Below are 16,248 nucleotides of genomic sequence, written 5' to 3' on the forward strand. Positions count from 1 at the left end.
CTTCATCGTGTTTTCAATAAATTGAGAGAGGAGGAGTCCTCACAACTGTGAGTAACAGATTATGAATAAAGGTAAGATCGTTCAGGTCCTTGGACCTGTAGTAGATGTTGAGTTTTTAGAGGGCAGTGAGCTTCCGGCTATTAAGGATGCCCTTGAGGTATACAATGAAGGCAGACGCTTAGTCATGGAGGTTGCTCAGCATATGGGCAACAGCACAGTCCGTTGTATTATGCTGGCATCCAGCGAAGGACTGAGCAGAGAGATGGAAGTAACTGCTACCGGAGAAGGAATTAAGGTTCCTGTTGGTGAGCAGACTCTTGGACGTTTGTTTAACGTACTTGGAGAAACCATTGATAATGGAGAGGAACTCTCCGATGGACCCAAATGGGTCATTCACAGAGATCCCCCGGCATTTGAGGAACAGAGCCCGGTTGCAGAGATCCTGGAAACAGGAATCAAGGTAATCGACCTTTTAGCTCCTTATGCAAAGGGTGGAAAGGTTGGTCTGTTCGGCGGTGCCGGTGTTGGTAAGACAGTTCTTATTCAGGAGCTGATCCACAACATTGCTACCGAGCACGGCGGATATTCCATCTTTACCGGTGTTGGAGAGCGTTCCCGTGAGGGTAATGACCTTTGGACCGAGATGGGTGAGTCCGGTGTTATTTCAAAGACTGCTCTGGTGTTCGGTCAGATGAACGAGCCGCCGGGTGCACGTATGAGAGTTGCAGAATCAGGCCTTACTATGGCGGAGTATTTCCGTGATGAAGAGCATAAGGACGTGTTATTATTCATTGATAACATTTTCCGTTTTACTCAGGCTGGTTCTGAGGTATCCGCACTTTTAGGACGTATGCCTTCCGCCGTTGGTTATCAGCCGACGCTTGCTACGGAAATGGGTGAGCTTCAGGAGAGAATCACTTCCACAAGAAATGGTTCTGTTACCTCTGTTCAGGCCGTTTACGTGCCTGCCGATGACTTAACTGACCCGGCTCCGGCAACTACCTTCGCTCATCTGGATGCAACCACTGTTTTATCCAGAAAGATCGTAGAGCAGGGTATCTATCCGGCCGTTGATCCTCTGGAATCCAACTCCCGTATCCTAGAGCCTGATGTGGTTGGAGAAGAGCACTATGAAGTTGCCCGTAAGGTACAGGAGCTTCTTCAGAAGTATAAGGAGCTTCAGGACATCATCGCCATTCTTGGTATGGAAGAGCTTGGTGATGACGATAAGACTACCGTATACCGTGCAAGAAAGATCCAGAAGTTCTTATCTCAGCCTTTCTCTGTTGCGGAGAACTTTACCGGCGTAGCAGGTAAGTATGTTCCTCTTAAAGAGACCGTACGCGGCTTTAAGGCCATTGTTGACGGTGAGATGGATCAGTATCCAGAGGCTGCATTCTTTAACGTTGGAACCATTGATGAAGTCATTGAAAAGGCCAGGAAATTAGAGGCTTAACTTGGAGGTGCTGCCTGTGGGTAAGAATACATTTTTCCTTCAGGTTCTTGCCAGCGACAAAGTCTTTTATAGAGGCTCATGCCAGGAACTTGTAATTCCCCTGGCTGATGGCGAAAAAGCGGTTCTTCCCCACCATGAAAATATGGTCATTGCCGTAGCGATTGGTGAGATGCGCATGCTTGATGGAAACGGTCAGTGGATCAGCGGTGTGGTTGGTAATGGGTTCGCCCAGATCATCAACAACCGTGTCACTGTTCTCGTGGACACAGCCGAGCGTCCGGAGGATATTGATGAACGCCGGGCCGAGGAAGCAAGGGAAAGAGCTGAGGAACAGCTTAGACAGGGCAAGAGCCTTCAGGAACATTCTCATTTTGAGGCGTCTTTAGCCAGATCACTGGCGAGACTGCGTACAAAACAAAAAATGGGATCTGATAGGAAATAGATATGTTAGAAAAGATATCCGGCAGGAAGCTGCTTTGGATATCTTTTTTTATACGATGGAGATTGGGGATAGTGAGACAGCTTAAGAGCTAAAGCACAAAAAAGCGCATGGACCAGTGACAAAGACTGATACCATGCGCCTTATTAAATAATTATAATTGTTAACCCAGGGCCACATCAAGGATCATCATGATCAGGAATCCGACCATGACCCCAAGGGTTCCTATGTTGGAGTGTTCGCCTAAGTGAGCCTCAGGAATCAACTCCTCAACGACTACATACATCATGGCTCCGGCTGCAAAGGACAGTAACCAGGGCATGAGAGGGGCGATATTTCCTGCTATCAAAACAGTTAAGATACCAAAGATTGGCTCAACAATTCCGGATAAACTTCCTTTGATAAATGCTTTTCTGGCAGAAAGGCCTTCCTGCCTGAGTGGCAGGGATATGGCAGCGCCCTCAGGAAAGTTCTGAATGCCGATACCAATGGCAAGTGCCAGTGCGGATGTATAAAGTGCCGGATCATTGCCGTGCTGGGCCGCTAACGCAAATGCAAGGCCCACAGCCATACCTTCGGGGATATTGTGCAGGGTAACAGCCATTACTAAAAGTGTGGTACGTTTCCAGGTAGATGAAATTCCTTCGGCCTCATTGCCCTTAGGATTGCTCATATCAGCATGAAGATGAGGAAGCAGAGAATCCAGGACAATCAGGAAAAGAACTCCTAATACAAATCCTCCTGCAGCCGGGATCCAGCCAATGCCTCCGGCAGCTTCTGCTTCTTCAATCGCAGGTATTAAAAGTGACCAGATGGAAGCGGCGATCATTACGCCGGCAGCAAAACCAAGAAAGGTTCGCTGAACAGACTGATTAACTTCCTTCCGAAAGAAAAACACCAGGGATGCTCCTAAGGTAGTCATTAAAAAGGTGAAGCCAGTGCCTCCGGCAGCCCATAAAATCGGTGTCATAAAAATCCCTCCTTTTTATTTCTTATCCTGTCAAATGGGAGTCCATTTGATGCTTTTACTATATCATAAGCAGTCTTTGGGCGCAATGAGATAATTTCCCTTTCCCTTTCTGACAAAATTATGCTAAAATAGACCTGATTTTACATATGAAAGGAATTCATTCAATGAACATAAAAATAATATGGAGAAAGCGTGCGATCCGTTCCTTTTTTCTGGCTGCGACAGCAACAACTTTTTTATCTGCCTGCACCAGCACGGAAACGTCTACCAATAAAAGCTCTGCAACCCCTTCCACAGCCACTGCCTCTGAAGCGAAAAAAGAGTACCAGCCCATTGCCAGGCTGCTTCCGGGAGAGGTCCTGCTTCCAAAGCTTAATGAGGTGCCGGATTTAAAAGAAAATCCAATACCAGAATACTTAAGAAACGGTGTGGAACACCCTGTGGTTGCAAGTCTTCAGGAACGCCTGATGAAATTAGGCTTCATGGATAACGATGAGCCTACCCAGTTTTTCGGTAACGTAACAGAAGCAGCCATAAAGGTCTATCAGCGCCAGAACGGACTTGCTCAGGATGGAATCGTAGGTCCTGAGACCTTTACCTCCATCATGTCACCGGCAGCGAAGTATTACGCCGTTGCGAAAGGTGTTTGCGGTGATGATATAACGAGAATTCAGACCCGACTTTATGAGCTGGGTTATCTGGCCGATGCGGCCCAGGTAAACGGAAACTTTGGAGATGAGACAGAAGTTGCGGTAAGAAAATTACAGGAAGTCAATGGTCTAAACATCGATGGAAAGGTAGGCCGCCAGACCATCAATCTTTTATACAGCGAGGAAATCAAGCCAAACCTGGTGTCCTACGGGGAAAAGAGTGATGTGGTCTTAGCCAGCCAGAAACGGTTAAAAGAGCTTGGCTACCTGATGACAGAACCAGACGGTGCATACGGCAATGATACGGTGACCGCAGTAAAGCAGTTCCAGGCACGTAATGACCTTGTAGTAGACGGATACTTAGGACCATCTACCAGAGTGGCTTTAAACAGCAAGGAAGCCCAGCCAAATGGAATGACACTGGGTGAACAGGGAGACTCTGTTACTAATGTTCAGAAGCTCCTTAACAAGTATGGTTATCTTGCTTCCTCTAATGTAACTGGTTATTACGGAGAATTAACCGTGAATGCCGTAAAAGCCTTCCAGAGCAACAACGGCCTTTCTGCAGACGGTTCTGTAGGTAAAGATACCCTTAACAAGCTTTCCGGAAGTGGAGTGAAGAGTGCTGGCTCTAAAAGCAATACCGGAAAAGGCGGCAGCGGTAACAGCGGCGGCCCTGTAAAGGGTGGTTCTGGTGTTAATGGTCTTTTATCCATTGCAAGGTCTAAGCTTGGTAAACCTTACGTATGGGGCTCTAAAGGCCCTGGTTCCTTTGACTGCTCCGGATTTATCTATTGGTCCTTAAATCAGGTAGGGGTAAGACAGAGCTACTTAACGTCAGCTGGCTGGAGAAGTGTAGGAAAGTATACGAAGATCAGCAGCTTTGGGGATTTAAGAGCAGGAGATATCGTAGTCGTAAGCGGCCATGTTGGAATTGTAGCTGGTGGTGGAAATGTAATCGATGCCTCTTCAAGCCACGGAAGAGTCGTGGAGCGTTCTTTAAGTAACTGGTGGAGAAATAACTTCATCTGCGGCTGGAGAATCTTCGGATAGGATTTGAATTTATTATAGTTTGTTGCTTGAATATAATTCGTTTCAATATAATAGGGAGTGGAAGCCTGATTCAGGCTTCCACTCCCTATTCTCATTTCCTGACAGGAAATGCAACACTTGCTTTAAATAAGTCTCCGTCAATATAAAGGTTGAACTGACCGCCCTGAAGCTCGGTCAAGCTCTTGGCAATGGAGATTCCAAGTCCGCTTCCCTCTGTGGTTCTTGCCACATCTCCCCGGACAAACCGTTCTGTCAGTTCATCCGCCTTTATGTTAAGGGGATTTTCTGAAATATTCTTCATGGTGAAGATCACCATATCGTCTTCTTTTATCATGTCTACGTACACCCTGCTGTGCTCCATGGCATACTTAAAGGCATTGTTGTAGAGATTTTCAAGGACTCTCCATAAGTATCTTCCGTCTGCTTCTATAAAAATAGATTCATCCGGCAGAGAAGACACCAGTTCCAGATGGCGGAAGGAAAATTTCTCTTCAAATTCACCATTTGTCTGCTGTATCAGCTCCACAAAGTCAATACTTAGAATTTCCAGCTTTAAGTTTCCGGAACTGGCCTTGGAAGCTTCTACTAGATCCTCAGTCAGGGTTTTAAGACGGTGGGATTTTTGCTCCAGAACATCTAAGTAACCTAATATTTTCTCATCCTTAATTCCCTCTCGCTTGATGAGATCCACATAGTTAATGATGGAGGTAAGGGGCGTTTTTATATCGTGAGACACATTGGTAATAAGATCCGTTTTTAATCGTTCACTTCGCACCTTTTCCTGTAAGGCTGCTTCCAGACCGGTGCCGATGTGGTTGATATGCTCTGCCAGTTCCCGCTCTTTTCCGTTAAAGGAAGCGGTATTGATCTTATAGGTGGTGTTACCCTGGGATATATGAAGCAGTGCCTGGTTGATCTGGTCTGTTTCCCATGCGTGGCGGTACATTTTATGAAAGACCCACAAATCAAAGGCTAGAAATAAAATGCTGATGGCGCCCATTAGGATTCGGGAAGCAAGGTCTGTATAGGTAAATAACAAGACGCAGAAGGATAATATCATAATGATGTTAAATGCCAGATAAAAAATATAGGCGAACATGATTCTGGTGGTGAAGCGGTGGTTCTTAAAGTAAAGAGATAGATTTTTCCGCCACCGGAATAAAAGACTTCCGGTCCAGAGGGTACCTGCCTTATACCGCTTTAGAAGACTTAAAGAGAACATGAGCCCTGCGGCATAGTAGATCAATACCCGTAATACCAGTTCCCCGTAATACCACTGCTCTTCGGCAAGAAACAGGTGTATGATTTTATTAAACAGCTGGTCAGCCAGAAACAGGGAGCATAAGGTAGCGGCAAGGTATAGTAAAAAGCAGCCTTCCGCTGGAAGGAGCTTTACCCGTTTCATCTTAGGCTGATAAGGTCCTTTTTCTTCCAGTCCGGTTAAGCTTACAAGGACGTAGAGGGTAGCGGCACTGCCGAGAATTCCAAACAAAAGACTTACAATACCAGAGATGTACAGCAGCCGAACCTGGTTGTAGGCTTCAGAGGCTGTTTCATAAGCATCGTGATAGGGATAGGAAGTATCCACCCCTATGGTCATGTGGTAATTGCCATTGTTATAGGGATTCATCTTTTCCAGCTGAGCGGAGACATCCTTAGGGACTGTCGTTAAGTTAGAATCTACGTAAAGTGATTCCCCGGTCACATATAAGTATTTCCCCATGGCCCTAAAATCATCCACGGACTTCCCGGCAACGTTTCGATAGAGCTTGTATTCTTTCTGTGAATTCTGGTAACGTACTTCGAATTTTAAGTTGCTTGGATTCTGGATAAAGCGGTAATAAAAGGAGTAATAATTACCCAGATGGGTAAGGACTTCATAAGAAAGCTGATCCATGGTGAGAAAGGCCTGTCCCGGCTCTGTAGCAACAAAGTCAGGCTCATAGGCTCTGTAATCCACCCGGACGTTTAAGTTCTTATTGTCGGAGTCAGGAAGATGCCCTCCGCTGACCTTAAACTGTTCATTTAAGTAATACCCCTGGGACTTGGCCCGACGGATCATCTCATCTACGGTATACTCCTTAGTAGAATTAGGGCCGTCCGTGACCCGGACTATTGGCTTTGAGTAATCAATTCTTCCGTCTGTTTCAAAAACCTCTTTGTATTTTACGTAATTGAAGATCTCATCAATATCAGCCCTTAGCTGCTTTGTAAACTCCGGGGTGTCTTCATAGGTTTCGTGGGTAATCCAGCTGATGCCTTCTCCGTAGTGGATGTTATTGTACATAATGGTAACGCCCACCACCACGAGAAAGGAGAAGATGATATGCAAAAGGACGGCTGCTTCTTTTCTCTTTTTCATAATTGCTCCTATTGTTTCTCGATCTTATACCCAACTCCCCAGACCACCTTCAAATAGCGTGGCTCTCTGGGATTGATTTCGATTTTTTCCCGGATGTGGCGGATATGCACAGCTACAGTGTTGTCTGCGCCAATGGCCTCCTCGTTCCAGATCTGCTCGTAAATTTCGTCAATGGAAAATACTTTTCCCGCATTCTTTACAAGAAGTAGCAGGATGTTATATTCGATGGGAGTCAGCTTGATTAACTCATCGTCAACGGTCACTTCCTTGTTGTCATCGTTTATGGATAGGCCGCCGCATTTATAGACTGCTCCCGCAGGCTGCTGATTCATGTTTCCAAGCTGGGTGTAGCGGCGAAGCTGGGATTTTACCCTGGCGACCAGCTCTAAGGGATTAAATGGCTTTGTGATATAATCATCGGCACCGATGTTCAGACCTAAAATCTTATCAGTGTCTTCTGATTTGGCGGATAAGATGATGATTGGGATGCTGCTTGTCTCCCGTACCTTTAAGGTGGTCCTGATTCCGTCAAGTCCCGGCATCATTACATCAAGGATCATGAGATCCACTTCATTCGCTTCTAAAAGCTCCAGGGCCTCAAAACCGTCATAGGCTTTAATGACCTGAAATCCTTCTCCTGTTAAATATATATCAATGGCTTCTACAATTTGTTTGTCGTCATCACATACTAAGATATTCTGCATAAGAAAACCTCCTTTTCAATTATTATACAACGAAGGTAGTAAAAAAGCACTTTACTTTTTTATGAAGCACGAGAACCCTTTATTTATGCGTGTTTGAAGGTTACTATGTTATCATTTGACGGTATATTGACTGCATTGTAATATGATTCCAGTTTGTCCATTTTTACATCCGCATATCCAAAATGAGTATAAGTGTCCAAGGTTATTTTAATATCATCATGTTCTAAAAGATATCGATTTCTGCTTTATAGAGATCAATTGCAAAAGTTCTCAATATGATTCTGTCTCACACATATCCCTAATGTAAGAATTTATAGTTATGAGTATGCTGCGAATAACGGTAATGGATTGATTTATCACTTTCTATTTATTCGTTGATAAGTCAGAGGTTAAATAATATGGTACACGGCTAGTACATAAGACTCTGAGAATCATAAGTATAGCACCTGGGAAAAGAAAGGTTGCTGTTCTTAATGAAGTGGGTTTTCCGGTTATTACAAAAAAGGTAGTAGGTCATATCGATACATTGTACAGCCTACTGAGAGGAAGATGGCAGCTATTGAAAGACTGGAGAAAATACTTGTAATCAAAGAAACGGAATTACTGGAGCTTATGGCGCAGGCATAGAAATATATTGAATCCGCTCCTGAAAGTAAAGAAAGTGCAATGTTCCGTTTGCATAACATAGACGGCTTTCCCTGGTGGAAGATGGTGCAGTCCATGAATCGCAGGTTTCCTAATCGAAGGGTAAGTTTAACGGAAGATAGATGTAAAAAAAGGAATTTAAGATTTTTTTAGAAATGTCTCTCAATGTCTCGATGAAAAATGGTAGTATACTAACATGCAGAAGCCAGAAAGAGTAAGTTTTCTAATTGCTACAAGATTGAAAAACCGCGTCCTATTCGTGTCCTGTTAATGACTTGTTAGATGATTTACAATTATGTTATCCAAGATACTATGAATTTGGAAAAACAAACAGAGGAGGAATTGAATTATGGAAAACAGATATTGTTTACAGATGGTAAGTTGTGGTGATGGCTGTTGCAACGAGAATGGTAATGGGACTTCATTAAACGATGAGGTACTGTTCGAAGGAGTCGCTAATGCAGTTGGCGTGGCGTACAAGCTAAAGAAATCAATTACTGAATATAAAGAGTTGATTGTAGAATACGGACGGTTAAATAAAGGGAGTTGGGTAAAATCATATGGAGTTATCCCAAACGTCAACAAGGTACCAACCGATATGTATGAAAAAATTGTCCATATTCATTATAAGGATTCAGCGCTTTTGCGTTGGTTTATGAACTGGCATTTTACTGATGATTTGACGTTCTTGTGTGATTACATTGCTAAAAGCGAGAATTCTACCACTTTAAAGAATGTTGAAGGTGAAGATACATCAATTTTAAAAATCTTTGGTATTAAGTAATTAATGGCTGCCAAGTGTAACTGCTTGGCGGCTGTTTAAAGCCGACGTTCTTTTGTTTTAATAGGCTTTTCAAATCAGATAGAAAGCAGTGATTCAGGCGGTGGAAGATGCGCTTATCAGGGTACTGGCCAGGAGGCAGAAAGCCATTGATTCTTTGCACCGTTACGGCTTTGCCGAATGACTTTCTTTTCTGCAACATCATTTACTAATTTAGTATGCTTATAATAAAAAATCACTTAAGATAAATTTTGGAGGGACATTATATGAATAAAAGATTATTGCTTAGGATTGCAACGTGTTTTTGTTTTATTGTTAGTTTAGTGTTTTTAGGGCAGGCTACTACTTTCGCTGAAGAGATACAGTATACGGACAATGTAATTCCTGCTATGACAAGTAATACATCACCTAGTGGAGAAGCAAGTGCAAGCACTGTGTATCAAAATACAAAATATCCTGCTTATTTGGCATTTGATCACATAAGTAATTCAATTTCAAGTGCATGGGTATGTGCATCTGGTTCTTCCACAGGTTGGCTAGCCTATGAATTTGAAAACAAAAAATGTATAACAAAGTACACTTTAGTTTCAAGAAATCCAGTAACTGAAATAACTGAAATGCCAAAAACCTGGACTTTTGAAGCATATAATGAAGAAACAGATAGATGGATTATCTTAGATAAACAAACAAATATAACTACATGGACAATAGGGGTAAAAAAAGAATTCGTTTTTAGAAATACATCTAATTACAAAAAATATAGAATAAATGTAAGCGCAAACTGTGATAGTTTACATTCGCTAGTGATTGGTGAATTAGAGATGATGGAAACAGTTTCTCCAATCAATCTTGTTGCAACAACTAGAGATGAACAGGTTTTTCTATCCTGGGACGTTGTTACAGTAGCTGAAAGTTACAATGTTAAACGATCAACAACTGCTGGTGGCCCATATTCAATAATTGCGACTAATATAACAGGTACTAAGTACACGGATACTAATGTTATGAATGGCACAACATACTATTATATTGTTACTGCAAATGTAAATGATAGTGAAGGTCAGAGCTCTAATGAAGCTTCAGTGACTCCACAAGCCACTGCCGATCCAAATCAGCCAATCGAGAACAAGGTTCTTCTCGTTATCACCATGGTAACTGGCGAGCGAAAAGAATACGAATTGAGTGCAGATAAAATTAATGAGTTCATTACATGGTTTAACAGTAAAGCAGCTTCAAGCCCCATGTATGTGATTGAAAAGGATTATAACAAAGCTTCGTTTATAAGTCGAAAAGACTATATTGTTTATAAACAGATTTCTAATTTTGAAGTAAACGAATATACCGATTAATAAAGTAGCCCTGGGGAACCGGGGCTTTTCTTAAGGGGGAAATATAGATGAGTATTTTGCATTCCAGTCCACCTTAAGTGTCTTAAGACATTTACATTTTATGCTATAATAGCTATGTAGAGAGGCTAATGGGATATCCGCATGAAAGATACTAAGCTTAACTCTATAAACATTATAAAATAAAATGGAAAATATGTTGATCTAAATTCTCTCTGTATGTCTCATACAAATTTATGACAAAGTCAAATTTTAGAAGTTTTATTTACGATGATATGATAGTAATTACTCCGTCAATGTTAAACTCTCAACCAGTTAATTAATTTTCTTATAAACCACTCTAAAAAATCAATCTTTACATAAAATATTTTCAAACCACCTGGGTTCCTTAATATAGGCTGTTTCTTTTCCATGAACGATATCTCTGTAAAATCCGCATAGCTTATTTTTTTATTGCAGCCTTCTTTTTCTGCAAAAAAAGGAGCATTTGTTTATATCTGGTGCCAGAATACATTTTATCGACCGTAAGATTACCTCCTGAATACATTATGAGAACAATTGTTCTGCTTGTATATTAGAATAATTTGGATATAAAATTTAAGATATAAGGATGGAACGTTTGTTCGAGATGTATAATACTGCTAAATATTAGGAGGAGGCGCTACCATAATTACTTTTGATAAACATTGGGAGATAATGCGACAAAAGGCTGTGCGAGATATTAGTCTGCAAAATTGGTGATATAGTTGAGTATAAGTAATAGATTTTAGTCGGGCAAGCTGAATTGAGAACCAGCCTTAATTTATAGAGAATTATTAGGATCATATCATTTTCTGACTGTATTAGGTGCTAAAATCTGGTGAGATCAATAACTTCAAAAACCTTGCTTTCAAGCGGAAAAGTAAAAATATAAAAGGTCTGTTTGTCTTTTATTTAATAAAGCAATTTACTTTTTTCTAAAGAAATATGAAACCAGGCGCCTTTCTGTCATGTTTTGGCATTTTTTCACATATGTTTTACCAATTCTGATTAAAGGATGCTGTTATGAAAATATATGTGGTGCAGCAGGGAGACAGCGTGGATTCCATTGCCAGTTCGCAGGGCGTCCCAGTGGATGCTCTTGTCTTTGACAATCAAATTCAGCCTCCCTATAGTCTGGCCATTGGTCAGTCGCTTTATATCCGCGGAGATGAACCTCCTGAGGACAGGACTCCTCTTTATGTATTTGGATATGCCTATCCATTTATTGAACCGGTAAACCTGGATAATACCCTTCCATTTCTGACGGATCTTTATGTCTTTTCCTATGGATTTACGGAAAATGGGGATCTGGTTCCTCCGATGGCTGATGATGACTGGATGATTGACCGGGCATTAGAGGCCGGAGTTCGTCCCATTCTTACTCTGACTCCCCTTGGACCTGACGGGCGTTTTAACAACAATCTGGTTACCAATGCGGTACATAACCTTCAGGTTCAGCAGCGGCTTATCTGGAACCTGGGACTTAAAATGCAGGAAAAAAGGTACGGCGGGCTGGATATTGACTTTGAGTATATTATGGCTGAGGACCGTCTGGCTTATGCGGACTTTGTGGGCCGTACCACTCAGATTATGAACCAGTTCGGCCTTCAGGTGACGGTCGCTCTGGCACCTAAGACTTCAGCGGAGCAGGCTGGTCTTTTATATGAGGGTGTGGATTATGGACTTTTAGGAGCCGCGGCAAACCGAGTGCTTTTGATGACTTATGAATGGGGGTATACTTACGGGCCACCAATGGCAGTCGCTCCTATTAACATGGTAAGAAAAGTGGTGGAGTATGCTCTGACGGAAATTCCTGTGTACAAAATAAGTATGGGAATTCCAAACTACGGATACGACTGGCCTCTGCCTTATGAGCGTGGTGTGACGAGAGCGGAAACCATAAGCAATCTGGAGGCAGTTCAGATTGCAATTGATAATGGGGCGGAAATTCAGTTTGATGAAGAGTCGATGAGCCCGTATTTTAGATATTGGAAATTTGGGATACAGCATGAGGTCTGGTTTGAAGATGCCAGAAGCTATAAAGCGAAGTTTGATTTGATTAAGGAATATGGATTGACTGGTGCAGGATATTGGCAGTTGATGCAGTTCTTCCGGGCGAATTGGTTGATTCTTAGCCAGATGTTTGAAGCCAGGAAGGTTGGGGGTTAAAGAGATGATGCAGGGTAATTGGGTTGGGAAAATCCATTATCCTGCATTTTATTTTTGACTCTCATGGGAAAAGTCAATATGTTAACTTGATATTATCCAGAAAGAGATTAATATGGGGTCATCTGTAGTGAATTGAGATTTAGTAGCCTTGTCCTTTTTGTGTCCTGTTAACGACTTCATAGCTGATTTACAATAGTGTTATCCAGAATAAGTTAATCTGGAAAAAACAGAGGAGGAATTATTTATGGAAGAAAAGAAAGGCTGTACTGTGATTAATCAGTATTTTGGTTGTTGTGGTAAAGGTACTGATAGTGGTACGAGTAACGATAGCGTACCAGTGGGAACTGTAATCTCATATATGGGAATGTAGGCCCCCAAACATTACTTGGCATGTGATGGAGCTATTTACGATATTGCTGACTATAAAGAATTTTCCGATTTTATAAAAGAGGAATATGGGGCATTTGATTTTTTTGGAGGTGATGGTACTAAAACCTTTGCTGTACCTGATTTGAGAAATGAATTTTTACGTGGGTACCACGGTGATAAAGAAGAGAAATTGTCCGGTGAAATAGGTGTGAATCAGGAACCTACAAATCATATTAATTTTGTGACAGGTAAAAATTCTCGTATATTTTTAAATGGCGATTATAATGAAGAGGTGAATGCTAAAAATAGAGATAAGGTTATTTTCACGAGCAACCTAAGAGGGTGGACTAACGACGGATCGTTATCTAACTGGGGTGCTGGGGGAGACACTAAATATACATCTCGCCCTACAAATACAGCAGTTCTTTATTGTATAAAATACGAATAAAACATTATCTGTTATATAGAAACAACTTAACTTTGATGGCCACCAGGGGTAACAGTCTGGTGGCTAATAATTTTATAAACAGATCCAAATTTCCATTTAAACTAATATACTTTTAAAAACCCTATCAGAGTTTAAGTTAGAAGAGATATATTAGCTTTACTTATTATACTGGTTGTACAGCTAACGTAGTTATTGAATATACAAAGAAATAATACCATAAAGACAGCCGGGTGATGCATGTTAATAATATTTATTAGAATATAACGAAAGCGAGATATAATGTATGTGTAAAGCTGATAAAGGAAGTTGTATTACAATTAATTGTGGTTGTTGTGGTAATGGCAATGATAACACACCAGTCGGAACCATTATTTCATTTATGGGAACTAGTGCTCCCAAGCATTACTTAATGTGCGACGGTACTATTTATAATATTGATGAGTATAAAGAATTTTCCCAATACATTAAAGATCAATTTGGCTCCTTTGATTATTTCGGAGGTGATGGAACTTCAACCTTTGCAGTACCCGATTTGAGAGGCGAATTTTTAAGAGGAACTAGCACTGCGACAAGAAATAGTGGAACAGGTGCAGGTGTCGGGGTACATCAGGATGCAACTATGCCACCACTCGTCTTACCTTATGTTTCTGGTGGTAATACACATCTAATATCTAGGTTTGACAATAGTACTACTTATAATGGATTTCCAAGTAATGTAGATAAAGTAATAAACTCTACTGATAAAAAACTTTACGAATCGGTACAAGACGTATCAATCACTTCAAAAACAGCTACTTATTCAGAAGTAAGATACACTGTAAGGCCAACAAATACAGCAGTTCTTTATTGTATTAAGTACGAATAAAGTGAAGTTTTTTTCTGGCATATTAATTGATTCTTATTCAGTTATTTGAAGCCAGGGCGGTTGAAATGGTAAAGAGATGATGCAGGGTAATTGGGTTAGAATAATCCATTACCCTGCATTTTGTTTTTTATGTAAAACAATCCTTCAGTACCTTTATAAAAAAGCTAAAATTAGTATTTTCTAATATAATTTGTTTCCTTTTAAAACAGCTATTATAGCGACATATTCTAATGCTAAAACCATGCTATAATAAGCCTAAAGAATAGTTTGTCGAAAAAGAAAATACTTTGACAAAATTTAGAATAACTGGTATCTTTAAGGCAAAGAATTAAATGTTACTCATTATTCAAGCAGGAGGGTTTATACTTTTATGGAAGGTACAAAAGTAGTAATAGTGGATGATTCCCCATTTTCAATTGCTTACATCAAGGGGATTCTTGAAAGACACGGACTTGAGGTGGTCGGAGAAGCCGGCACACTGGATGCAGTTAAGGAAGTGGTAAAAGATAAGATGCCCCAGCTTGTAACCATGGATATGACATTGCCGGGGACGGACGGGCTGGAGTGTACGAGGGCTATCCATGAGATTAACAAAGATATTAAGGTAATCGTTGTAAGCTCCATGATGGATGATGAAATCGTGAAGGCAGCTAAGGACAACAAGGTATCGGCTTATGTTCAGAAGCCAATTGATGAGGATAGCCTAATGACAGCCATCAGCCGTGTAATGGAATCGGATGAGTTGTATGAGGAGTTGTCTGATAAAAATATGGAAATCTTTAAGGAATCCCTTTTAGATGGAATTAATAAGATGGCTAAATCCCTGATTACATATCAGACTGAGTATCCCTGTGACAAGGAATTCGAGTCCAAGGGTCTAACCATCATTATCGGTATTATCGGAAAGTTTTCCGGAAGAATGCTCATTGATTTAAGCATGAAGACTGCCAGTCAGCTGACAGCAGCAATTATGAAAAAAGAAACCAATACAAACGAAGAAGTGATAGCAGTGATCGGCGAGCTTGCTAATATCATTTCAGGTAATGCATGCTCCGTAATTAACCGGATGAATAAGGCATTTGGGCTGCGTGTTGCTCCTCCTACCATCATGCATGGAGAAAGTGTCTGCATCACAGCTCCTGGTTTCTATACAACTTCTGTAATTGGTGAATCAGAATTTGGAGAGATTCTCCTTAACGTAGGATTTCAAAGGGGTGACGATCATTGGATGTAAAATACATGAATCCTTTTATCCAGGCATTCTTTTCCGTGATGCCTCAGCTTGGATTTGATGATATAAAAAAAGAAGGCATCAGCTTAAAGGATGATAACTTAATCAGTACAGGCGTAATTATGACCGTTGGTATTGTGGGAGAGGTCAAAGGAAATGTAGTGTATTGCATTGGTTTAGAGGATGCAAAAAATATTGCTTCTACCATGATGATGGGAATGCCGGTGGAAGAGTTTGATGAGATGGCACAAAGCGCTGTTTCCGAGCTTGCCAACATGCTGACCGCCAACGCTGCAACCTACTTTTCAGAAATTGGAATTACAGTGGATATTTCCACGCCAACCCTTCTTTATGGAACTAACGTATCTATAAAGATGAGCTCCAATCAGGTGCTTTGCGTGAAACTCTCTGCCAATGGTATTCCATTTGAAGCAAATATCGCAATCAATGGATAATGTTCCTAACAGAAAAAGGGAGATACATAACATAGGTATTTTTCTGTAACAATTTCAGGTAGATAGACCAAGTTTCTGCGAAGCACCACTGCGCATTGCATGTTTATGTGCATGCAATGCGCGGGACACATGGGTTCGTTTATTTAAACCTTAAACGTGTTAAGCATCAAGTATATTAAGCATTAAGCGTATTAAGCATCAAGCATACAAAACATCAAACATATTAAATATCAAGCATACAAAACATCAAGCATAATAAATAACAAGTATATTAAATATCAAGC

At 41.1% G+C, this 16,248-nt stretch carries 13 protein-coding genes and 1 pseudogene; 11 read left to right on the top strand and 3 right to left on the bottom strand.

Features of this window, described 5'->3' with window-relative positions; translation table 11 throughout:
• Positions 1 to 61: 61 nt before the first annotated feature.
• Both atpD and atpC read left to right on the top strand, forming a co-directional pair.
• Positions 62 to 1,456: a F0F1 ATP synthase subunit beta gene (gene atpD, locus T546_RS0119500; protein ID WP_026893075.1), complete on the top strand. Its 1,395-nt coding sequence runs from the start codon at positions 62 to 64 to the stop codon at positions 1,454 to 1,456.
• Positions 1,457 to 1,472: 16 nt separating this feature from the next.
• Positions 1,473 to 1,898: an ATP synthase F1 subunit epsilon gene (atpC, locus tag T546_RS0119505; RefSeq protein ID WP_024837832.1), complete on the top strand. Its 426-nt coding sequence runs from the start codon at positions 1,473 to 1,475 to the stop codon at positions 1,896 to 1,898.
• Between the two features lie 160 nt (positions 1,899 to 2,058).
• On the opposite strand, the gene T546_RS0119510 is transcribed toward atpC, so the two are convergent.
• Positions 2,059 to 2,865, bottom strand: coding sequence for a ZIP family metal transporter (locus T546_RS0119510; RefSeq protein ID WP_026893077.1), 807 nt, complete (start codon positions 2,863 to 2,865; stop codon positions 2,059 to 2,061).
• Positions 2,866 to 3,029: 164 nt separating this feature from the next.
• On the opposite strand from T546_RS0119510, the gene T546_RS0119515 reads away from it, so the two are divergent.
• Positions 3,030 to 4,568 carry a C40 family peptidase gene (locus T546_RS0119515; protein WP_026893078.1) on the top strand — a complete coding sequence of 513 codons (1,539 nt, stop codon included), beginning with the start codon at positions 3,030 to 3,032 and terminating at the stop codon, positions 4,566 to 4,568.
• 91 nt (positions 4,569 to 4,659) lie between these two features.
• On the opposite strand, the gene T546_RS0119520 is transcribed toward T546_RS0119515, so the two are convergent.
• Together T546_RS0119520 and T546_RS0119525 are read right to left on the bottom strand one after the other, a co-directional pair.
• Positions 4,660 to 6,930, bottom strand: coding sequence for a sensor histidine kinase (locus T546_RS0119520; protein WP_026893079.1), 2,271 nt, complete (start codon positions 6,928 to 6,930; stop codon positions 4,660 to 4,662).
• A gap of 8 nt (positions 6,931 to 6,938) precedes the next feature.
• A complete protein-coding gene (locus T546_RS0119525; RefSeq protein ID WP_024837829.1) occupies positions 6,939 to 7,634 on the bottom strand; it encodes a response regulator transcription factor in 696 nt (231 codons plus the stop codon).
• A 994-nt stretch (positions 7,635 to 8,628) separates the two neighbouring features.
• Between T546_RS0119525 and T546_RS0119530 the strand changes: the two genes are divergently transcribed.
• From T546_RS0119530 to T546_RS0119565, 8 genes and pseudogenes are all read left to right on the top strand, one after another.
• Positions 8,629 to 9,063 carry a hypothetical protein gene (locus T546_RS0119530; RefSeq protein WP_026893080.1) on the top strand — a complete coding sequence of 145 codons (435 nt, stop codon included), beginning with the start codon at positions 8,629 to 8,631 and terminating at the stop codon, positions 9,061 to 9,063.
• A 263-nt stretch (positions 9,064 to 9,326) separates the two neighbouring features.
• Positions 9,327 to 10,409, top strand: coding sequence for a fibronectin type III domain-containing protein (locus tag T546_RS24800; RefSeq protein ID WP_051629986.1), 1,083 nt, complete (start codon positions 9,327 to 9,329; stop codon positions 10,407 to 10,409).
• Positions 10,410 to 11,450: 1,041 nt separating this feature from the next.
• The gene (locus T546_RS0119540) at positions 11,451 to 12,596 is read left to right on the top strand and encodes a glycosyl hydrolase family 18 protein (RefSeq protein WP_026893081.1); all 1,146 of its coding nucleotides are present in this window, start codon (positions 11,451 to 11,453) and stop codon (positions 12,594 to 12,596) included.
• Between the two features lie 244 nt (positions 12,597 to 12,840).
• Positions 12,841 to 12,966 carry a hypothetical protein gene (locus T546_RS26185; protein ID WP_278246329.1) on the top strand — a complete coding sequence of 42 codons (126 nt, stop codon included), beginning with the start codon at positions 12,841 to 12,843 and terminating at the stop codon, positions 12,964 to 12,966.
• A 12-nt stretch (positions 12,967 to 12,978) separates the two neighbouring features.
• Positions 12,979 to 13,413, top strand: a pseudogene (locus T546_RS0119550) (phage tail protein); the annotation flags it as partial.
• Between the two features lie 283 nt (positions 13,414 to 13,696).
• A complete protein-coding gene (locus T546_RS24805; RefSeq protein WP_026893083.1) occupies positions 13,697 to 14,278 on the top strand; it encodes a phage tail protein in 582 nt (193 codons plus the stop codon).
• Positions 14,279 to 14,648: 370 nt separating this feature from the next.
• On the top strand, positions 14,649 to 15,512 hold the full coding sequence (locus tag T546_RS0119560) for a response regulator (protein WP_026893084.1): 864 nt from the start codon (positions 14,649 to 14,651) through the stop codon (positions 15,510 to 15,512).
• 5 nt (positions 15,513 to 15,517) lie between these two features.
• Positions 15,518 to 15,964, top strand: a complete 447-nt coding sequence (locus T546_RS0119565; RefSeq protein ID WP_330371965.1) for a chemotaxis protein CheX — start codon at positions 15,518 to 15,520, stop codon at positions 15,962 to 15,964.
• The last annotated feature ends 284 nt before the right edge of the window (positions 15,965 to 16,248 follow it).

Source organism: [Clostridium] aerotolerans DSM 5434, from assembly GCF_000687555.1.
Classification (GTDB): Bacteria; Bacillota; Clostridia; order Lachnospirales; family Lachnospiraceae; genus Lacrimispora; species Lacrimispora aerotolerans.